We start from the raw sequence: 22359 nt of genomic DNA on the forward strand, positions 1-22359 counted from the left end.
GAAGTTGAAGATATGAAAGAATTTTATAGTACTTATGTCATTAAGGTTTTGTTGCTTTCATTGCTACTCTTTATGGCGATAGCCTCGGTGGCACAGAACCGTCTTTCCCCTTGTAATAAGCAGGATTATGAACTCTATGCGCCTGTACTTAAGGAGTTGTATAATCCTCTCGCCTCACAACAGTATATTGTTGTAGACGGGGAGTCTGAGAAGTACGCTTTGCAAGTAATCAAGGGTTCACACTTCTCAGAACGAACATACATACTTGCTTACAAGGACTTAAAAGGCAATAAGAAAGAAATCACTGATAGTCTTTGTCAAATGAAAATAGCATCATTGCTGCGTTATGCTGTGTTTTCTTCTACAACTTTTGTACGTAAGAAGCTTGGTATTCAATTAAAGACTTGTTTCTTCTTTGACTTGCAAGATGGGGCTGAATACTCTTCACGTAAGGTAGATGTTGGGCGAGGAAGTTTGATTGATATTTTGGAAATATCATGTAATGCTGTGAAGAATAATAAGCCAGAAGTTATTCAACAGCTCATCCCTCAAATTGATTCTTTGACACGACACTTTAAGACATTTGAGTTGGCGGAGAGTTGGAATGTCTCTACGTCTGAGGGTTATGCGTATAGTTCCCCTTGTACACAATTATCTACACACTATAACGGATTTCATGTGTGTTTTCTTCGACCAGCGATGACGCCCGATGAACTCAGTAATAAATATGGGAACTTGACACAAACAGTTGCAAAGTGGTTGTTCCTAAATTCAAATATATTAGACTTCACGAGGAGTGTATATATCAATGTGTGCCGTGATAAACCTGATAAGAACAAAAGATTTTCATATAGTTATGGGCATTACTATATAAATGTAACAGAGGATGAACTGACGGAAGAAACTCTGATAGCTCTATTCAAGTTATATTTATTAAAATAGCTCCATGTGGTTTTGAAAAGTATCTTTGTCTATTAATTAATGTATAATCTTGATAGTAGTAGAATCAGTCTCTTTTTTCTCGATTGAGCTTCCTTTGTTGAATAGCATGTTATCCATGTGCCTGAAAGAGTCGCTGTCAGGTCTTGTTTAATGTAGAAAAGTGCAAAAGAATGTATGAATTGTGGTTGTTTTTATTACAATAAACTAAACAAAGCGTATCTTTAACGTTTTTTATCATTGATATTGTAGAATGGACGTTTAAAATGATTTAACTTTGCGATAAATAAACCTAAAAGTATTTTTTAACCTAAGTATACTTAAAGCCTATGTACCTAAAAAGAAAAAGGACTACGAGCTTGTTAATGGTGGCTTTGTTCAGTACAAGTTTACTGCATGCCAACATTACGTATGAAGCGAATGCAGCTGTTGTTCAACAGCAGTCTGTATGTAAAGGAACAGTTGTCGACAATAATGGAGATCCTGTCGTAGGAGCATCTGTCTTTGTCGTAAGTAATGGACAGAAAAAGGGAAGTGTAACTGACCTTGATGGTAATTTTGAGATTGCAGGCGTTGCTTCTGGATCTTCACTTACTATTTCTTATGTTGGTTACAAGACCCAGCAGGTAACTTGGAGTGGTAAGGACCTTAAGGTTACTCTCCAAGAGAACAGTGAGATGCTCGAGAACGTTGTTGTTGTCGGTTATGGTACTCAGAAGAAGGTCAACCTTACTGGTGCTGTCTCTGTTGTAAACTCAAAGCAACTTGAGTCTCGTCCTGTAACGAGTGTTGCACAGGCATTGCAGGGTGAGGTTCCTGGTTTGAACTTCAGCGTAGGTAATGCGGGTGGTTCATTGAAGAGCCGCATGGGACTTAACATTCGTGGTATAGGAACTATCGGTCAAGGTTCTAATGCTGCTCCACTCGTACTTATCGATGGTTCTGAGGGTGATTTGTACTCTATTTCTCCAAATGACATCGAGAGTATCTCTGTATTGAAGGATGCTTCATCAAGTGCAATCTATGGTTCACGTGCTGCGTTTGGTGTTATTCTCGTTACAACCAAGAGTGGTAAGGAAGGTCGTATGAACGTTTCTTATAATGGTAACGTACGTTTCTCTACAGCAACTCAGATTCCTGAGATGCCTAACTCATACGATTTCGCACGCTATTGGAATGATGCTGCTGCTAATAGTGGTGGTAATGCTCCATTCAGCCAGGATATGCTGAACAAGATTAAGAATCATATCAATGGCACACCTGCACCAGGTGAAGAGGTTACTACAACATGGCAGGGTACTGCTGCTAATGAGCCTTGGAGTATGTACACAGGTTCTTGGGACAATACCAACTGGTTCAAGGAGATGTATAGATCTGCCGTACCTTCAACAGAACATAATATTTCTGTAAGTGGAGGCGGTAATAAGGTGAACTACTATATCAGTGGAGCTATCTTAAGTCAGCGTGGATTGATCCGTCATGGTAAGGATAAGTTGAAGAGATATAACTTCTCTTCTAAGGTTACAGCAAATCTCACTGATTGGGCAACAGTTACCTATAACTCTAAGTGGATTCGTGAAGACTATAGCAGACCATCTTATATGACTGGACTCTTCTTCCATAATATCGCACGCCGCTGGCCTACCAACCCTGTTTACGATCCAAACGGACACTATGTTCATGGTAATGAGATTCTACAGATGGAAAATGGTGGTATTGATGCAACCCAAGAGGATAAGCTCTTCCAGCAGCTTGCTCTTGAGTTCCGACCAATCAAGGGTTGGAAGATTAGATTAGAAGGTAACTATAATACAACTAACTACCACAACCATTGGGATGTGTTGCCTATCTACTACTATGACCCAGATCAGCATCCAGTAGCTGCAGCATGGAGTGGAGACTATGCAGCAGGAAAGTCTAATGTTGGTGAAGCAATGTCAAAGAATAATTACTACAATGGACGTTTCTTCACTGAGTATAATATGACACTCAATGACAAGCATGAATTTAAGTTCCTTGCTGGTTTGGACATGGAGTCTAATCTTTATACTTACCTCAGTGCTTCACAAGCTGACCTTGTAACACCATTAGTGCCAACCCTTAACAATGCAACTAATAAAGTTGTTGGACGTGGCTTCTCTAATACACAATGGTCAACGATGGGTATGTTTGGTCGTATCAACTATGCTTACGACTCACGTTATTTGGCTGAGTTCTCTATCCGTAGAGACGGCTCTTCACGTTTCATTGGTGACAAGACATGGGGTACTTTCCCATCTATTGCACTCGGTTGGAATATTGCCAACGAACAGTTTTTCAAGCCTCTTACTAAGACTATTAATACTCTTAAGTTGAGATTGACATATGGTTCACTTGGTAATACTAATACAGTACAACTCTACCCTTGGTTCCTCAGTCAGCCTATCAGCTCAAACTCTTCTGCATGGATTATCAATGGCGAACGCGTCAATACTTCAAATGTTCCTGGACTTGTTTCACCTTTCCTCACATGGGAGAGAGTACAGTCATGGAACATCGGTCTTGACTTCGGTATGTTCAACAACAGATTGCAGGGTACTTTCGACTACTTCGTTCGTACAACAAAGGATATGGTAGGTCCTGCTCCTGTTAAGCCTTCTATCTTGGGTGCAAAACAGCCAGCTGAGAATAATAGTGATATGCGTTCTAATGGTTGGGACTTAGAAGTAAGATGGAGAGATAGAGTTGGACAAGTAAACTATGGTATTAAGGTTGTTCTCTCTGATGATTACCAGACTATTACGAACTTCTATAATCCAAATAGACTGCTTTCTCAATGGTGCGCAGGTAAGCGTATGGGCGATATCTATGGTTATAAAGTAGAAGGTATAGCACAGACTGATCAGCAGATGAACGAATGGTTAGTTAATAACAAACCATCTTGGGGTTCTAACTGGGCTGCCGGTGATGTTATGTACAAAGACCTTGATGGTGATAAGAAAGTGAACTCTGGTAAGAGCACATACGATGATATGGGTGACTTGACCAAGATTGGTAACTCTTTGCCACGTTATCGTTTCGGTATTACTTTGGATGCTAACTGGAAGGGCTTTGACTTCCTCATCTTTATGCAGGGTGTTGGTAAGCGTGACTTCTGGGATGCTTCTCCTTATAGCGTTGGTGCTAATACTGGTTTGTGGCAGAGTGCAGCATTTAAGGATCACCTTGACTACTGGCGTCCAGCTACCGATACCAACTTCGGTCCTAATCCAAATGCTTTCTATCCAAGACCTCTCTTCGGCGCGGGTTCTAAGAACTTCCAGACAAGCGACAGATATCTACAGAATGCAGCATACATGAGAATCAAGAATATTCAGCTTGGTTATACTCTCCCTGCTGCTATTGCAAGCAAAATTGGTGCAAGCCGCGTTCGTTTCTATTTCTCTGCTGAGAACCTTGCTACATTCACTAAGATGAATAAGATTTTCGACCCTGAAGCAACAGGAGGAGACTGGGGACCTGGAAAGATTTATCCTCTTCAGAGAACTGTTTCATTCGGTTTGAATCTTAACTTCTAAACATAACGGAATTATGAAAAAGATTATTTCAGATATACTAAAAGGTGGTCTACCATTGCTGTGCCTTGGCATGACTGTTACTTCATGTAATGATTTCCTTGATAGAAAACCTCTTGATCAGGTTTCACCAAGCGAATACTTCAAAACTGCGGATCAACTTGGTACATTCACCATCAACTACTATACAAGTATTTTCCCTAATAATAGTGGCTGGTTTGGAGGTGTTGCTACATTTGATAATGGTACAGATAACCAAGCTGCAAGAGATGGAAACTCTGGAATGTACCTACAGGACCAGTGGAAAGTCCCAACATCAGGAGGTCTTGATGTGTATGCTATCAGAAATGTAGATAAATTCATTAATGAAAGTGAAGCAAAGATTGCCAAAGGAGAAGTAACTGGTACACCAGAACTCATCAATCAATACATGGGTGAAGCTTACTTCATCAGAGCTATGCTCTACTTTGATAAGTTGAAGACTTACGGTGACTTCCCTATCATGCTTGAGGAGTTAAACATTGATAAAGACCTCGTAGCAGCAAGTAAGCGTCAGCCTCGTAACCTTGTTGCACGTCAGATTCTTTCTGATATGGATAAGGCTATTGATAAGTTGCAGGTGAACTTTGCTAATAAGGTTCGCATCAATAAGAATGCTGCTTTGGCTATGAAGTCAAGAATGGCACTCTATGAAGCAACCTTCGAGAAGTATCACAGAGGAACAGGTCGTGTACCAGGTGATGCTAACTGGCCAGGTAAGAATAAGGAGTGGAACAAGAACTTCACTATCAATCAGGATGATGAGGTAAACTTCTTCCTTGATCAAGCCATTGATGCTGCTAAGAAGGTGTGTGATGCTGTACCTTTGTCTACTCAGAATAGTCATGTGATGAACCCAAGTACTATTGGACAGTATAATGGTTGGAATCCATACTATGATATGTTTGCAAGTCCAAACTTGGCAAAGTATCCAGAAGTTCTGTTGTGGAGAGAATTCAATACTGATATCAATGTAGCTCACCTTACATCAAACAAACTGCGTGGTGGTTTGTCTTCAGGTTGGACACGTGGTCTCGTAGAGTCATTCCTTATGAAGAATGGTTTGCCTATCTACGCATCTGGTTCAGGCTATCACGGTGATACTACTGTTGACTTGGCTAAGACTGATCGTGATGAGCGTCTGCAGCTCTTCATGTTTGGTGAGTCTGATGTTCTTGGTATTGATCAGAAGAGTATTGACTTGGCTAACGAAAAGTTGGCTGCAGGAGCAACTCCACTTACTAAGATCTTGTTTAATGCTGCAACACTTTTTGCAACAGACCAGGCAAGTAGAGACGTAACTGGTTATCGCCAGCGTAAGTTCTACAACTACGACCCTGCAATGCAGTTAGGTCAGACTTTCTCTGATGTTGATGGTCAGATTATCATCCGTGTTGAGGAAGCTATGCTCAACTACATTGAGGCTTCTTACCTCCGTACTGGTTCTTTGGATGCAACAGCAACAGGTTATTGGACAGCTTTGCGTGCACGTGCAGGTATCACTGCTCCAATCTCAACAACTATTGCTGCTACTGATATGAGTAAGGAGGCTGATGTGAATCGTCCATCATACGATTGGGCAGCATTCTCAGCTGGTCATCCAGTAGATGCAACACTCTATTCTATCCGTCGTGAGCGTCGTAGCGAGTTTGCAGGTGAGGGTCTTCGTGACGATGACTTGATTCGTTGGGCAGCTTTGGATCAGGTGAAGAAGTATCAGATTGAGGGTGTTAACTTCTGGGATCAGATCTATCAGAATCCTTCTTTTGTAAATGATAAGGGTGTGAGTCTGATTATTGCTGATGGTGAGTCTAAGGCTACGATGTCAGCTAAGACACTTTCAAAGTATATTCGTCCTTACCAGATTCAGAAGACTAACAACATTCTCTATAATGGTTACACCTTCTATCAGGCACACTACTTGTCTCCATTCTCTTATCAGGAGATGCAGCTCTGTTCACCTGATGGTAATGCAGAGAACTCTAACTTGTACCAGAATATCTATTGGCCAGTTGAGGCAAATGGTGAAGCTATCAAGTAAGTTTAGACTGAACGAAGTATAATCAAATAGATTACAAATAATGTTTGAGGGTGTGTCAAGTGATTGATACACCCTCTTTCTATAACATGTTGCAAGGAGTTTAACAATCAACGCTATGTGTGACGAGTTACAATATATACATGATAAAACTTTCTTGTAAGTTATTGAAGTCATTTCTTTATAGATGCTTCACTTGTATATGTGAGAATAAAAGGATATCTTTGCAAGAGGTCTTTCTTGTTATTTATACGGTCGGCTTTTCTGGCACAATAAATTAATTATGATTGCATTTACTATCATTATACTAATTTGTATTCTTGCTCTTGGTGTATCACTATTAGTGAGTCATTGGAATAATGGTGCGAAGAGTGGGGAAGCGGTAAAAATAGAAACGCTTTATAAAAAGAATTGGCTCTCCTTTTTTTGGATATCCCTACGTGTGCTGGCGTTTGCTTTGGTTACTGCCTTTCTGTTCTTAACATTATACGCTTCGTTTGCAGGTGATGATGCAGGCGAATGTTGCTTTTGGATCATGATATTTGTTGTTGGAAGTTGGTTTATTTCAATACCTCTTATTATTATTTATTTTTGCTCGCTGGTTCAAGCTATTCGACATCGTGATAATACGAATAAAGTTTTTCTTGTTTTTCATTGTTTTAATGCTCTCCAGCTACTTTGTGTTGTGATATTGGGTAGTTTACCTATTTCTTCCTGAAATCAAATTTGCTGTCACTGCTGTCATTCTTTGTAAAGAGGTAATAAACTGTTACACAGTGAGTTCTCTTTAAATGTTAAAATGACAGCAACTTGAAAATAAAAAAAACATTATACCGATGTGTAATAAATGGCTTCTTAGTTAAGTGAGATTTAGCCTATTTATTAATGAACATATTTTAGCTTGTTCTCTTGTAATTAAGGAGATAAATAAGTATCTTTGTCCAATAATGTCCTGAAAGTTTAATCAACATATAATATGATTATTTTTACTGTTAACATTTTCCTCTTCTTAATAGTTCTTGGAGTTTGGCTATTGATGAATCAAGGGAAGAGGAATAAACAAAAACAAGATGTAAGTAGTATGGATGTGACTTGCGTAAGTAATTATCACTTCTCTTGCTGGTTGTTATTACGTTTTTTGATGCTTGTTTTTATAACAATTTTGTTGTTAATAATCATGTATGTCATCTATGAAGAGGACGATATAGCTGGCTCCTTTTCCTTGCTTATCTTTTTTGTGAAGCTTGGGTGGTTTATTTCAATACCGATTGCTATTGTTTATATCAGTTCTGTTGTACAGTCAGTTTGGTATCGTAATTATGTGAACAATATCTTTCTTGGGCTCCATTGCTTTAATATCTTACAGATGTTGTGTATTACGGTATTTGCTGTTGTTCCACAAAAAGAATGTACCCCTGAGACGATGGAGGCATCATACAAGGCTAATCAACAGAATATAGAGAGACTTATTAAGGTTACAAGAAGTTGGCTGCCAGATAGTACAGGCTTCTTTGTAGAATATTCGAAGCATGGAAAACTGACGCACTGGGGAGTCTCTTCAAATCAAGAAATCAATTTTCATGGCGTTGATATTGGGTCCCAAAAGGAACAAGAGAAGGAGTTACGAAAGATAGGGTTAAGTTTAGAGCGGCTTGATTCAGTTCGTTTAGCCTTGCAGAAGATGGGCTATCGAAGCTTGTCTATCAATAGAGATGGTCCAATAAGTGACTATACAGAAATCGTTTATGGGAAGACAGGAAATAAAGAATTTAATTATAGAATCTATGATAAACCGCTTACAGACTCGCTTGTGTATAAGTTAAATAGGTGTTATGACCTGATAGTTTACAATCGATATGTGGTATTTAGTTGTGTAGAGGATTTTGATTATGATAGCCCTTTCCCTGGTAAATATGATTATTTGGAGAAACGTACAAAGTCAAAGGAAAAGTAGTAGAGTATAGGGAAGTATGAGCACAATAAGTTTGTGAGCTTTATTTTATATTGATAAAGAAAAGAAGTTGCAGTAAAAATAAGAAAACGCTGATAGAGCCTCTATCTTTTACTGCAACTTCTTTGTTTGAGTTAAGAGTGAAATTGTTAAATCTTTAAGTATATCTGCATGTAATTTCTGCAGCTCTACTTATCAGTCTTCTATTCCGTTTATTGTTCAGAGTGCTCAAGAACATATTTTGGTGACTCACCATACTTGTTTGCTTCTGGCTGGCTGTCTTGGAGAAGGAAAATCAAGATTATAATGGCTAAAGCCATGTTTAAAAGATAGAAAACAATGGCTAAAAGCCCTGTTGTACTTGTGATTGCAGTTGTAAGGACATTAATTGCACCTTGAACATCTTGTGATCTTAAGGCTTCAAAGTAGGCACTGAAATCAATTGAAACGATGAAAAGTGTAATAGCAGTGAAGCCTACACAAGTCTGAGCTGCCCACCACCAGCCACTTCGCCCAGTGTCATGTAAGCGACGAAACTGCATAGATACGCCTGCAAGTCCTAAAACAAATACTCCAAGTATTCCGACAAATGGAATTAATGAAACCACAATGGATGCGAGGAAGATTGTAAGAACGCCCCACCAATATTCAGAGCGACGAATACGTCCATTGAACTGGATGATTTTTTTGAATGCATTCTGTGCAGCTACTTCAAACCCAACTTGTGGAAGTTCCTTAAACTGTGACATAGTTATTATTATTTTAAAAGTATGCGTTTGTCTTATTCTTTCAATAGGTCAGGACGTAGGCGTTTGGTGCGTTCCATTGCTTGATCAAATTCCCATTGTCTAATCTTTGCCTCGTTTCCACTGAGTAGAATCTCAGGAACATCCCAACCATTATAGCTGCGTGGACGTGTGTAGATCGGTGCTGAGAGCATATCATCCATAAAGCAGTCGGAGAGTGCACTTTGTTCGTCACTGATAACACCTGGAACTAATCGTACAACAGCATCGGCAATGATGGCTGCTGGTAATTCTCCACCTGTTAGAACGAAATCACCAACAGAAATCTCACGCGTAATAAGGTGATCGCGTACACGTTGATCAACACCTTTATAATGTCCTGCAAGAATAATGAAGTTACCTCCCAATGAGAGGTCATTAGCAATCTTCTGATTGAATTGTTCACCATCTGGTGACGTGAAGATAACTTCATCATAGTCACGTTCTTCCTTCAAAGCAGCGATACAACGATCGATTGGCTCAATCTGCATGACCATACCAGCCTGTCCACCAAAAGGATAGTCGTCGACACGACGCCATTTATCCTTTGTGTAGTCACGAAGATTATGCAGACGAATCTCTGCCAACCCTTTCTTTTCAGCTCTGGCAAGGATACTCTCGTGTACGAATCCCTCCAGCATCTCTGGTAATACGGTGATGATATCTATTCTCATATAGGCACAAAGTTAACTAATCTTTTGCTATTACGTTGATAGTTTAGGATTTTTTTGTAACTTTGCCGTAGATTCTAATATATAAACTAAGAACAGTTATGAAGAGATTCTTTACCCTCGCTATCTGTATGGTAGCAGCTTTTTGTTGTGCAAATGCACAAGATGTCCAGTTACATTATGACTTGGGTCATAGTCTTTGCAAGGACCTTAATTCACGTACGTCAGTAACAACGACGGTTGAAATGTTTAAACCTGACACTTGGGGTTCTACCTTCATGTTCACAGATCTTGATTACAAGAGCGATGGAGTAATGGGTGCTTATTGGGAGATTTCACGTGAGTTTAATCTTACGAAGAATAAGCAGTGGGCTGCACATATAGAGTATAATGGTGGTTTAGGCTCTGGTAAAACTATGGATAGCTATTATGGTAATCGTTATCAGCATGCTGTTCTTCTTGGTGGAGCATGGAATTGGGCTTCAAAAGACTTTTCAAAAACGTTTAGTCTTCAGCTAATGTATAAGTATCAGTTCAAGAATGGTCACACTGGTGCACATCCTTTCAGTGGTTTTCAGCTGACAGAGGTGTGGGGTACAACCTTCGCTAAGGGTCTTTGTACATTCTCTGGCTTCTGTGACCTTTGGTATGATCCAAATGTTAATGGTAAAATGATTCTTCTCTCTGAACCTCAGTTCTGGTTTAATCTCAATACGCTAAAGGGAATGAAGGATGTAAACCTCTCTTTGGGTACAGAGGTTGAGATTAGCAACAACTTTGTTTGGAATGATAAAGGTCAGAACAACCGCTTCTATGCTATCCCTACTGTAGCTGCTAAGTGGACCTTCTAAATTAGCGAATAAGACTTTTATTATTATAATACAACAAAAGGAGATGATGTGTATATCATCTCCTTTTGTTGTATATAGTTTTTTCTTTTATCATTAGAATAAACTTCCTTCTGTTGGTTGTGAGGGAGAATCTGGGGCTGTGGACTGTGCAAAGCGAGCGATGAACTCATCTTCAGAGATAATTGGAATAGAAAGTTCCTTTGCTTTCTGATTCTTTCCAGAAGAGCTTTCTACATCATTATTAATAAGAAAATTCGTTGATTTAGAAACAGAACCAGTTACTTTACCTCCCTGACTTTCAATGTATGCTTTCAGTTCGTTACGGTTCTTATAATGATGAACATCACCTGTAACAACAAAGGTTAATCCCTGGCAACTATCACCAGTTGGTGCTGATGAAGGTTGACTAATATTTAGCTCAACCAGCAGATGTTGTAGCATAGACTGATTATCAGTATCTTTCATCCAGCGCACAAAACTTGCACTCTTCTCTGGTCCAATACCAGCAATGGTCGAGAAGACATCTTCTGCAGCACTTTCTGTAGCCGTTTTAATAAGTTCCTCCAATGGATATGCTGATAACAAACGATTGCAGACATCTTGACCTACAAGTGGAATGTTTAAAGCAAAGAGTAGACGACGTGCCTCTACGTTGCGAGCCTTTTCAATGGCCGCCAACAACTTGGTGACACTCTTATTACCGAAGCCTTCCATTGTACGCAGCTCATTAGCATGGTCATTGAGGTGGAAGAGGTCAGCATATTCACGAATCCAACCAAGATTGATAAACTTCTGCACGGTTTGTTCAGAGAGTCCGTCAATGTTTACACCTTCTTTTGATACAAATCTACCAAACTTCTTCAGCTGTTTAGCTGGACAATGTGTATTGGTACAGTGTAGTGTGCGTGTTCCACTAACCTCGCTTTCACTAACTTCTGTAGCAGAATGGCATACTGGGCAAGTCGTAGGAATATGGAAAGTACCAACGCTTTCAATAACGTTAATAACCTTCGGAATAATCTTATTTGCCTTTATAACAGCTATCTTTGTTCCTTTATCACCAATCCCTAATCGTTCACATTCGGAGATATTGCAGAGTGAAGCACGCTTAACGGTTGTTCCTTCTAAGTCTACAGGACGAAAAACAGCTACTGGAGAGATAGTTGAAGCAGCACATGACCATTCTATATAGTTTAATTCTGTTTCAGCACTCTCGTCTTGCCATTTGAAGGCATAGCCTGCACGTGTGGCATGATGCCCTGTGACAGAACCTGTTGCAGCATAAACGGTATCGTCGTAAGTGATGACTAAGCCATCAACAGGGTAGGGGAAAGGCGATGAACTTGCGCCTGTTACCCTTTCTGTCCAATGATGTATGACAGTTTCTATATTGTCAACGGTTGGTTGTTCGATAACCTCTCTGTCTATAACTTTGAACCCTTGTTGTTCAAGCCACTCCATTCTTTTTCCCCAAGAAGTTATTTCTTCCTCTGTATAAACGAGTGTAAAAGGAATCCAACGCAAGTGGCGAGCTTTTACTTCATTGATGTCTTTCAGTGTGAGTGAGCCTGATGCGAGGTTGCGAGGATTAGCATATTCTTCCTCTGCTTCCATGTTAAACTGTTCAAAGTCAGGATAACTGATGACAGCTTCACCACGGATAACAAGATGTCCCTTGTAAGGAATGGTTTGCAAGATACCATCAATAGCCGTAGAAAGATGAGTAATATTGGTACCAATATGACCATTACCACGTGTGACAACCTTTGTCAGTTTACCATTATCGTATGTAACAACAAGTGTCAATCCATCCAACTTCCATGAAAGCCATATAGGTCTATTCTCTGCCCATTTGGCAAGGTCCTCTACCTTCTTGGTCTTTGCTAAAGATAGTGCAGAGAATTCATGTTCTTCCTTTTTACCAGCAACATTATCAGCAGATACGTTTTGTGTTGGAGAATTCGGGAGTATAATACCTGTTTCTTCTTCTAACTTCTTTAACTTATCAAAGGCTGCGTCCCATTCATAGTCAGTCATAAGTTCATCACGACCATTGTAATATGCATCGGAAGCAGCATTAAGTTGATTGACAAGTGATTGTATTTCTGTGTTCATTGTTTTGTTTGATGATTGACGATGACAAATCGTATTAAATGATTAAAAGTAAAAATAGGTAAAGGCAAACTCCTTACTATTATTTCCAAAGCTTTTTGATAAGTGCGGCGTCAGCTTCAGTCCAGTTGAGTTTTGAGAACTCTTCAGGCTTTAGCCAGCAAGAGTCAATATGCGCAAGCAACTTAAAGTTATTGTCATGTGCCATACAGTCGTAGGCTGTAAGGGTGATGGTAAAGTCTGGATAGTCATATTCAATAGTTCCCAACTTTGCCCCGACATAGATACTCCAATCCATCTCTTCAAGCAGTTCACGACGCAAAGCCTCATGATCACTTTCTCCCTCATTGACTTTCCCGCCAGGAAACTCCCAGTGTTCAGCAATATAATTAGGACCTTTACGCAATCGCTGTGTACAAAGAATTCTGTCACCGTCATGGATAACAGCACAGACAACGTTGAGATGTTTCTTTTCCATAATCTTATCTATTGTTCGGTTATTTCTTCCCTTTTATTTCTTGCTTTACATGCAAATATACTACAATTTGGTGAATGATTCCATCTTTCTTAGAATTTATTTGATTTCTTTATGTGCAACTCATATCTTTTGCGTATCTTTGTACATTAAATAAGATATTAGAAATTATAATCATTTATGTCTACACTAACAATTGCGATTATTGTAGTCTTCGTGCTGGGCTATGCGCTCATAGCAATGGAGAGCCTTACTAAGGTTAACAAGGCAGCAGTTGCCTTGTTGATGTTTGTTTTCTGCTGGACACTTTACATGTTTGATCCAGCACCGTTTGTACAGCTAATGCACCCAGACTTTGAGGGAACAGGTGATAAGGTTGTGTCGTTTGTAAATGCTTTGATAACGGAGCATTTAGGCGATACTGCTACCACACTCTTCTTCCTTATGGGAGCTATGACGATTGTGGAAATCGTCGATCAGAACGGAGGATTCAACTGGGTGAAGAATGTGATGCAGTCTAAAACAAAGCGTAGTCTTTTGTGGAAGATTGCTTTCATGACCTTCTTCCTTTCTGCTATCCTTGATAACCTGACAACAAGTATTGTTATGGTTATGATTTTGCGTAAGCTTGTGCAGGATAAGCATGACAGAATGATTTATGCTTCGTTAGTTATCATTGCTGCTAATTCTGGTGGAGCTTTCTCTCCAATTGGCGACGTAACCACGATTATGTTGTGGAACGCAGGTATGATAACTGCAGGTGGTGTAATTAGTGAGATATTTATTCCTTCATTAGTTTCAATGTTGATACCAGCATTCTTGCTTCAGATGCTTTTGAAAGGTAATATCCAGTATGATGATATGACAAGTGATATGTCAGGTGATCGTGAAGTCTTGGAGTTTAATGGGTTCCAGCGTAAGATAGTCTTTGCTATCGGTGTAGGTGGTCTTTGCTCTGTTCCTTTGTTCCACTTCTTTACTGATTTACCTCCTTTTGCTGGTATTTTGCTCGTATTGGGTATTTTATGGACAGTGACAGAAGTATTCTATCGTAATCTTCATAAGAAAAGAGGTGATGAGATTCAATTCTCAAAGCGTGTAAGCAGTTTGCTAAGTCGTATTGATATGTCTACTATCCTTTTCTTCCTTGGTATTTTGATGGCTGTGGCTTGTTTGGAAGAAGTAGGTGTGTTGAAGGAGTTAGGTCGTGGTCTGAACACAACCTTTAATGGTAATCATTATGCTGTGACTGGTATTATTGGTGTACTTTCAGCTATTGTTGACAACGTTCCACTCGTAGCTGGTAGTATGGGTATGTATCCTATCGGAATAGAGCCAGATATGGCAGTGGATGGTATCTTCTGGCAGTTGCTTGCTTATTGTGCTGGTGTGGGCGGTTCAATGCTCATCGTTGGTTCTGCAGCAGGTGTTGTTGTTATGGGTCTTGAGAAGATTACCTTTGGCTGGTATATGAAGCGTATTACGTGGATTGCTTTCTTAGGTTACATTGCAGGTATCCTTTCATACTGGGTTATCCGTACATGTATTTTTACCACTCCGCTTTAATCGCTAATTCTCAAAATACTATATTTTAAGTAGGAGTATAAACCCTCGTCTGTCCAATCTGAATATTATCATGTGGATAGGTGAGGGCTTATTCTATTCTTTAGGAAATGAGAGGTAAGGTAAGAAGTAGCTTCTTTTCCATCTTACGAAAATGCAACAAAGTAGTTTTATTTTTGTTTTGCTGTCACTTTTAACACTTTGTTTAAATGTGTTGTAAATCAGTAGGTTGCATGGTTAAATTAGATGATAGGAATGACAGGAAAACTTATTTTGTAGAAATTGCTTTGTTATAAGAAAGCAGAGAAACGGAATGAAAGAGGATAGAATATTACAAATACAGAATTGTCTTTGGTGAACAGTGTTAAGGGTTATCTTTTACATTGAAAGCATGCCTTATCATTATGCTTATTTCTCTATATGAAAAGAAATCTATCATTAAGCTTTCTTCCCTTTCTTTATTATTGTGTGGAGGCTCAGCACCAATTGTGCGGAGGCTTAACACTAATTGTGCGAAGGCTTAACACTAATTGTGCGAAGGCTTAACACCAATCATTTGGATGGTTTATAGCCTTGAAATCTTTCTCTTATATTTAGAATAAAAAGAGCAGTTAGCATGTTTATTACGATTAAAAATATAGGAGATGCACAAGTCATGCACCTCCTATTTATCGTTTATAGCGAGTTTTATACAGCCTTGACCTTATTGTGTTTGTGTATTATATAAAACTTTATGATTATTTTGACTCTTTATAAAAGTCGTAAAGTCAAGCTGTATAGTTTATCTTAGTTGGCAAAACGAACGTTCTGTGCGCTATAGCCTACCTGAATATTGCCCTGAATAAGTTTACCCTCTGGAGAGTAATAGAAGACTTCACTTGGTACTGTATAGCTTGGGATATCTATAACATAGATGTTACCATAGCGGTCAACATTAACCTGTGATGGATTATGGAGGCCTGTCATATCAAGGTCGGTTTCCTTTCCAGTTGCGAGATCATAAATAAAGAAACGCTTGTTCGTATCATAGTAGGTAGCATATAGACATACAAGTGCGTTCTTTTTAGCACTGTATGCAATTGAACTTGCCTTGAAGAGTTTTTTAACCTCATCATTTTTAGCATTAATCTTCTGTACAAGTGCATCGTCGTTCTTGAACATTGATACAAAGTAAACATCATTACCAACAGCAATACTTTGGTTATAAGGATTTTTCCCTACGGTAAGTGTCTTTGTCTTCTTAAATGAGTTACAGTCAACAACAGCAACAGTATTTCCTTTACCATAACCTGAGATGTTTGCATAAAGTTTACCATTAGCAACAGAAAGTGCCTCTGGATGATCGCCTACTTCTACAGAGTCAACTAATGGTTTCTGTGCGTTGTTAGGGTTCATCTTGTATACCTTACCATTGTAAGCAGAGAAGTAAACATAATTACCATCTGTTGCCAAATAGCGTGGGCTGGCGTTATGCAACTTAATTGTCTGTTCTTTCTTACCCATTCTATTCAAAACTTCAACCTTTGAAGAGGTTGTACAGGTAACGACAAGCTTAGTTCCAAAGACAATTAAGTCCTGTGCATCACCGATTCCGATACCATTCTGAGTTCTATAAGCATCACTGTAGATGTATGGTGCAGTTGGACGTGACTCGCTGTTATAGTCGAGAATACCCACTGTACCATCATTTGCATTCCAATTACCAGCACAAGCAACATATACATCTGTGTTAGATACTGCTGGCTGTGTGTAAGTAAAGTCATTATCATCACTACAAGCCGTAAATGTAAGTGCTGACATAAGAATAACACCAAGTGTAAGAAGATTCTTTTTCATTTTTTCTTGTTGTTTTGTTTATAATTTATTGTTATCTTGTTTTGTTCTCTTTCTTATTATTTTTGCACATTCCTCTTTTGCTTTTTTGCTACTTTTTCCTCAGAGTTTCCAACTTACTGTGAGTCGCCAGTTTGTTCCTGGCATAGGATAAAAGCGTACCACCTCATAGTTCTTGTTGCCAAGGTTGCGTAAGTCTAATTGTAGGCGCAGTTGTTGTTTGAAGATGTTGATATCCTTTGAAACCGTAATACTATGGTCGGTGAAGGCTGTCATGCGGTTGTCAGGAATATTATATCCCAATGAATAGCGTTCGCCCATCAACAATAGGTTGTAGCTTAAATCCAGCCACGGAGTGTGTAGTAGCGAACTAACTGACCCCGAGTGGCGTGGAGTATAAGCTATCTGGTGTCCATAGTAAATATAGGTTGGATTAGTTTTATCGGTTGCGTTGAGCATACTATAGCTTCCTGTCACACTGAGTGACCAGTCATTCCTCCATCGTTTCTCCGCATTAGCGGAGATATCAAGTCCTATTTGTCGCACTTTACCCGCATTCATCATTTGCCAATAGAACATCTTTGGCACTGCAATAATCTTATCGGTGACATTCCCGAAGTATCCATCTGCCGTCAATGAGAGCTGAAGTGTACGGTTGAAGGTATGAGAATAGGTTGCGCCGAGATTCCACTGGCGTGACTTCTCAGGATTTAAGCGACGATTTCCAATACCTGTATAATAAAGTTCATTAAGTGTTGGTGTGCGGAAGATGTCCTTATATCCAAAGCGGAAACGGAGGTCTTGTAATGCTCTCCATTGTAGGCTGAAGGCAGGGGAGAGGCGATGGAAACCATCAGAGGCATTACCTATCTTTACATGCTCCGTGATATTCGTTGCAAGGAGTGAGGCATTGAAAGTGAACTGACCTATACGATAGTTTGCTGCCAATGCTGTCCATAGGGAGTTGCGTGTAGGGTTTGCAGCCTGTGAAAGCGACATTGATAGATGATTATGCGCATAGTCTTGTGCCAAAGAGAGGTGAAGCCCTTGTAAAGGCTCACTCCATAAAGTTGCTGTCAGATATGCCTCCTGCTGTCTGTAGATATCTTCTTTATAACCACTGGCAGGTACATCTGAATAGCGTGACCATGAATAATTCCACTTAGCAGCAGCTTTCAACTTGATATGCTGGCTGAATTTATTCTCATAGAAAAGCTGTGTGAAGACATTCTTGTCAACTAATCGCTCAGCAGAGTAGGTGTTATCGTAGATGACTGCACCCGGTAAGCCTCGATGAGAGGTGAAACCGTATGTCTTCCACTTCAGTATTTGCTTATCATTGAGCTGATAATCAAGGTTAATTTCTCCTCTCCAAGTCTCAATGTCACTATTGTTACGTCGTTCATTGATAGTCTTGATACCATTTTTCAACTTGAATGCGTAAACGCCATCAGCCCTTTCATAGCTTCCGTATGCTCCAATGCCAAGCCGTGAGAACTGCTGGTGAAAGAGTAGGGAAGGTGAAAAAAGTCCGTAACTACCCGTGCGGATGGTTGTGGAAAGTTCTGTCTTCTTTCTTGTTGACTCGCTATCACGGTCTGTATAGCTTTGCAGTGTATTAATATTAATCATTCCCGCAGAAGCGTATGACTTTGCACTCTGATAAATATTATCGTCTTGACCAATCTGAAGACTGATGAGTGAAATGTTATCGAGGGTAAAGCGAGATAAATCTACTTGTCCGCTTTGACAGTCATCCACCTGTACACCATCATAGATAACCCCTGTATGAGCAGCACCAAGACCACGAATGTTGACCGTCTTCATACCGCCCACACCGCCATAGTCCTTCACCTGCACGCCTGCAAAACGTTTTAAGGCATCACCCATATCGTGGATGCCAAGTCGTTCCATATCAGCATGTGAAAGTGTCTGTACTGGCGAACTTGCCAATACATTTCCAGAAATGCGGAAACCATTGACCACAACCTCATCTATGGTTTGTGTTGTGTCAGTACCAAGGGGCTGTGCAGTTGTACCGAGCGGGCACAATAATAGCAAGAAAGAAGCCAATTGCCTCATATCTCATTCAGTAATCAAAGGGTTCTATGCAGGGCCCTTCCTCGAGGGGTGCAATGACTTGCAATGGCAGGTCTTCTGACTTGTTGTTTAAAGTGAGGTAAGCGCCTTCCCAGTTTAATATGAGCCAGTGGCATTAGCTTACCTTTGACAAACAACTTACAGCTGCGGGACAGTAGCGGACTCCCACCGCTTTCCCTTTTTAATCATGATGGTAATGAACCTATTGCATTTGCAAAGATACGATAAAGGTGAGAGATAGGCAAATAAAGGTGTACTTTTCTACTTACAGCGTAATGGTTATCACTTATTGAAAAGTGATTTTAGAGGGGTTTTTGTAGGTGTTTCATCTTATGACCACCCCATTGGTTGTCATCTACGTAAACGAAACCTACTCGATGATAAAGTCGTTCTGCTTGTGGGTTGCTTGTGTCAACAAGTAATCCAGTAGGGAGGTTCATCTTTCTACCTTTCTCAATTGTTGCTTCAAGCAGTTGCTTTGCAAGACCTCTTCCACGGAAAGAATTGTCAACACAAAGCGAATCAATATATAGTTCACCAGCTGTTGTCTCGTCATCCATATCAGAAAAGTCACGACCGAAAGCCTCCAAAGCTCCTTCAACGAAAGCCTTTCTTAGTTCTTTAAGTTTGGCTCCATCGTAGCTGACACAGACACCAGCAATCTTATTTGTTTCCGTTATTGCTACAAGTGTATTAAGATAGGAGTATTGCGAGTCTTCACGTTCTACCAACTTTGTTATGAGTTGATGAAAGTCTTTTAAACTATGGTTGGGGCCTGCAAACCACTGACAACACTCATGGTTCATAGCCTCCATTATCAGATGGGCTATCACCGTAGCCTGCTCTTTTTGTGCATCTTCAATCCTAATCATAATGCGAAGATACGAAAACTATTTGATTTAATATGTTTATCGTGGATGTTATCTATCGAATAAGGTGTGTTTTTCAAAATATCCCCAACTCTTTTTCAAACTGAAAAGGGTTGGGGATAAACGTTAATTTATTGGAGACCTAAGTCCTTCATTGCCTTCTGTGCAGCCTCGCCAGTCTTGCCCTGCATCTTTTCTGCAGCTTCCTTGGCAGCCTTCTTTGCAGCTTCTACCTGCTCAGGTGAAGCAGACTCAACAGCTTCCTTAGCCTTTGACATACCCTCAGTGATAGCCTTTGGATCAGCCTTTGAGGCAGCGTCGATAGCAGCACCTACTGCGTTTGCTGCAGCCTCATTGCCAGAAGACTTCAATGCAGCCTGAATATTCTCAGAGTTACTCTGCATCCACTGCTGAAGCTTTGCAACATAAGCCTGTGCCTCTTTTGGATCTTTCTGTGCCAATTCAGCCATCTTTGTCTGTGCTGCTGTAAGCAATGCAGCTACACCCTTATCGTCCTTAGCCTTTACTTTCTCGTTGAGCTGCTCGATAAGCTGGTCTGGTGAAGCAGGAGCCTCTGCTGTTACAGCTGAGTCACCAGCAACTGCTTCTGTTGTAGCTGAGTCAGCATTAGCCTTTGGAGCGTTGGTCTTACAGTTGTTACAGCAACTTGTGAAGGTCATTGCTGCTACAGCAATTGCCATGATAAATACTTTCTTCATAATTTTTTTAGCTTAAGTGATTAAAATCTTAACTATAATAATTGCCAAAGATAGGTATTATTTTGTTTATTCGTTCCCCTTTTTAGTATGTTTTAACTATAAAGATGAAAAAAGTACTAATACTACCTTCTTCTAAAGGTGATCTGTTTACTTTCTTAAGGTATAGTATAAATAATAAGATTGATAGGTGTTGTAGGAATGATATTTGTTTTTACATAAAGTCCAATAACACACTCTTTTATGATATAATGTATGCCTATTTCTTTTAGAGTAGAACAGAGTAGTAACTCGAATATAGTAGATAAAACGAATTGTTTTTCGTGAAAATAATTCTGAAATGATTGATATTTTGGATAGGGTAGAGAGAAGACTACTTCTCTATTTTATATTAATGGGGGTTATTCCACCTGTGTTTTCGGCCAGTTTACGAGGTATAAATGCTCTGTAGCACGAGTGAAGGCCGTGTAAAGCCAATGGATGTAGTCGGGTGTGAGCATTTCATCTGTCATATATCCTTGGTCAAGATAGATGTGTGCCCACTGTCCGCCTTGTGCTTTGTGACAAGTGATAGCATAGCCAAACTTTACTTGTAGGGCATTGTAATATTCATCTTCGCGCACCTTCTTCATACGATCAGCCTTTAATGGGATATCTTCGTAATCCTCTAATACACGTTGGAAGAGTTGTTCGTTCTGCTCTTGTGTCAAGGCTGGGGCTTCCGTCATCAGTGCATCAAGGATAACTGTCATCTCCTCTTCTGCATTATCATAATCAGGAAACTCCAAAGATACATCGGCAAAGCGGAATCCATAGAACTCTCGAAGATTACGAACACGGCGTACAACTGCGCGGTCACCGTTGGCAATAAAAGTAAGTGCTGGTTGCTTCTCCTTCCCATGCTCCGAGGGGAGGGGGGATAGAGCATTCTTGTACTTATTCTTCACCACCATCAGCATGTCGCCTGTTGTCAGTTCTTCCTCACGTCCAAGAACCATGTTTCGAATGCCTTGATTGAAGACATTTGCACGTTTGTTAGAGCGGGTGATGACCATTGTTTCGTCTATTCCTACCTCTGAATAGCTGGAAGCAAGTCGTTCGATAAGTTCATCACCTGGTACGATGGAGATGTCAGCAAAACCTTTGAAGCGAATCTTTGGTAGTTGCGTTACCTCATCATGGGTTATCATTTGACGAATAACAGTGGCATTATAGAGGATACCAGAGTCTTGACTCTGTCGGAGAACTTCGTTCAGATCACATTCATAGACTGTTAATCCATAGGCACGAAGGACATCTGAACGCAGGGCCGGACTCTCTTCTTCACCAATAGGGGGAAGCTGTGCCTTGTCGCCAACGAGCAACATACGGCAGTTACGGTCGTTGTAAACAAATTGGATAAGGTCGTCGAGAAGGCAACCGCTGCCGAAAGTGCTATTATTTGATGACAAACTAATCATTGATGCTTCATCAACCATAAACAAACGGTCATGGAAGAGATTGATATTTAGATTAAATTTTCCATCAAGTCCTGTAAATGCTTTTTCCCGATAGATTGCGCGATGAATCGTTGCTGCAGGCTGATTGGCATTTAATGAGAATACCTTTGCGGCACGCCCCGTCGGAGCCAGTAGCGAAACCTTTTGTCGTAATTCCAGCATTGTGCGCACAATCGCACCTGCTAAGGAGGTTTTACCCGTACCAGCACTTCCACGGAGAATCATTACAGCACGCTCATCACGGTCGGTCATAAAGCGTGCAAAGAGGTCTACAGCATACATCTGGTCGACTGTTGGTTCAAAGCCGAAGTTCTGTAATATTCTGTATTTTAGTTCCTCATTTATCATTGCTTAATGTCTTATA

Annotated in this window: 16 protein-coding genes and 1 riboswitch; of the genes, 7 read left to right on the plus strand and 9 right to left on the minus strand. The window is 40.1% G+C overall.

What is annotated here, in order from left to right; genetic code table 11:
- The first annotated feature begins 12 nt into the window (after nucleotides 1–12).
- From PMEL_RS02845 to PMEL_RS02865, 5 genes are all read left to right on the plus strand, one after another.
- A complete protein-coding gene (locus tag PMEL_RS02845) occupies nucleotides 13–942 on the plus strand; it encodes a hypothetical protein (protein WP_120173879.1) in 930 nt (309 codons plus the stop codon).
- A 326-nt stretch (nucleotides 943–1268) separates the two neighbouring features.
- Complete coding sequence (locus PMEL_RS02850) at nucleotides 1269–4496, plus strand: SusC/RagA family TonB-linked outer membrane protein (protein ID WP_120173880.1); 3228 nt, start codon at nucleotides 1269–1271, stop codon at nucleotides 4494–4496.
- A gap of 13 nt (nucleotides 4497–4509) precedes the next feature.
- Nucleotides 4510–6573 (plus strand): RagB/SusD family nutrient uptake outer membrane protein, encoded by a 2064-nt coding sequence (locus PMEL_RS02855; protein ID WP_120173881.1) that lies wholly within the window; start codon nucleotides 4510–4512, stop codon nucleotides 6571–6573.
- 280 nt (nucleotides 6574–6853) lie between these two features.
- Nucleotides 6854–7288: a hypothetical protein gene (locus PMEL_RS02860; RefSeq protein ID WP_120173882.1), complete on the plus strand. Its 435-nt coding sequence runs from the start codon at nucleotides 6854–6856 to the stop codon at nucleotides 7286–7288.
- A 459-nt stretch (nucleotides 7289–7747) separates the two neighbouring features.
- Nucleotides 7748–8524: a hypothetical protein gene (locus PMEL_RS02865; RefSeq protein ID WP_231999400.1), complete on the plus strand. Its 777-nt coding sequence runs from the start codon at nucleotides 7748–7750 to the stop codon at nucleotides 8522–8524.
- Between the two features lie 209 nt (nucleotides 8525–8733).
- Here the strand turns inward: PMEL_RS02865 and PMEL_RS02870 are convergent, their stop codons facing one another.
- Together PMEL_RS02870 and trmD are read right to left on the minus strand one after the other, a co-directional pair.
- Nucleotides 8734–9270 carry a DUF805 domain-containing protein gene (locus PMEL_RS02870; protein WP_120173884.1) on the minus strand — a complete coding sequence of 179 codons (537 nt, stop codon included), beginning with the start codon at nucleotides 9268–9270 and terminating at the stop codon, nucleotides 8734–8736.
- Between the two features lie 32 nt (nucleotides 9271–9302).
- Nucleotides 9303–9980, minus strand: a complete 678-nt coding sequence (gene trmD, locus PMEL_RS02875; RefSeq protein WP_120173885.1) for a tRNA (guanosine(37)-N1)-methyltransferase TrmD — start codon at nucleotides 9978–9980, stop codon at nucleotides 9303–9305.
- Between the two features lie 98 nt (nucleotides 9981–10078).
- On the opposite strand from trmD, the gene PMEL_RS02880 reads away from it, so the two are divergent.
- Complete coding sequence (locus PMEL_RS02880) at nucleotides 10079–10828, plus strand: DUF5020 family protein (RefSeq protein ID WP_120173886.1); 750 nt, start codon at nucleotides 10079–10081, stop codon at nucleotides 10826–10828.
- Between the two features lie 93 nt (nucleotides 10829–10921).
- On the opposite strand, the gene ligA is transcribed toward PMEL_RS02880, so the two are convergent.
- Together ligA and PMEL_RS02890 are read right to left on the minus strand one after the other, a co-directional pair.
- Entirely contained in the window at nucleotides 10922–12943 is a 2022-nt protein-coding gene (ligA, locus tag PMEL_RS02885; RefSeq protein WP_120173887.1) for an NAD-dependent DNA ligase LigA, read from the minus strand.
- 79 nt (nucleotides 12944–13022) lie between these two features.
- Complete coding sequence (locus PMEL_RS02890) at nucleotides 13023–13418, minus strand: (deoxy)nucleoside triphosphate pyrophosphohydrolase (RefSeq protein WP_120173888.1); 396 nt, start codon at nucleotides 13416–13418, stop codon at nucleotides 13023–13025.
- A 177-nt stretch (nucleotides 13419–13595) separates the two neighbouring features.
- On the opposite strand from PMEL_RS02890, the gene nhaD reads away from it, so the two are divergent.
- Nucleotides 13596–14981, plus strand: coding sequence for a sodium:proton antiporter NhaD (gene nhaD / locus PMEL_RS02895; protein WP_120173889.1), 1386 nt, complete (start codon nucleotides 13596–13598; stop codon nucleotides 14979–14981).
- Between the two features lie 783 nt (nucleotides 14982–15764).
- On the opposite strand, the gene PMEL_RS02900 is transcribed toward nhaD, so the two are convergent.
- From PMEL_RS02900 to PMEL_RS02920, 5 genes are all read right to left on the minus strand, one after another.
- Nucleotides 15765–16814, minus strand: coding sequence for a YncE family protein (locus PMEL_RS02900; protein ID WP_120173890.1), 1050 nt, complete (start codon nucleotides 16812–16814; stop codon nucleotides 15765–15767).
- Between the two features lie 99 nt (nucleotides 16815–16913).
- Nucleotides 16914–18893, minus strand: coding sequence for a TonB-dependent receptor plug domain-containing protein (locus PMEL_RS02905; protein WP_120173891.1), 1980 nt, complete (start codon nucleotides 18891–18893; stop codon nucleotides 16914–16916).
- A gap of 47 nt (nucleotides 18894–18940) precedes the next feature.
- Nucleotides 18941–19132: riboswitch (cobalamin riboswitch) on the minus strand.
- A gap of 81 nt (nucleotides 19133–19213) precedes the next feature.
- Nucleotides 19214–19783: a GNAT family N-acetyltransferase gene (locus PMEL_RS02910; RefSeq protein ID WP_120173892.1), complete on the minus strand. Its 570-nt coding sequence runs from the start codon at nucleotides 19781–19783 to the stop codon at nucleotides 19214–19216.
- A 128-nt stretch (nucleotides 19784–19911) separates the two neighbouring features.
- Nucleotides 19912–20499 (minus strand): biopolymer transporter, encoded by a 588-nt coding sequence (locus tag PMEL_RS02915; RefSeq protein WP_120173893.1) that lies wholly within the window; start codon nucleotides 20497–20499, stop codon nucleotides 19912–19914.
- A gap of 398 nt (nucleotides 20500–20897) precedes the next feature.
- On the minus strand, nucleotides 20898–22343 hold the full coding sequence (locus PMEL_RS02920; protein ID WP_120173894.1) for an ATP-dependent RecD-like DNA helicase: 1446 nt from the start codon (nucleotides 22341–22343) through the stop codon (nucleotides 20898–20900).
- Nucleotides 22344–22359: the final 16 nt, after the last annotated feature.

The sequence above is a fragment of the Prevotella melaninogenica genome (assembly GCF_003609775.1).
GTDB classification, from domain to species: Bacteria; Bacteroidota; Bacteroidia; order Bacteroidales; family Bacteroidaceae; genus Prevotella; species Prevotella melaninogenica_A.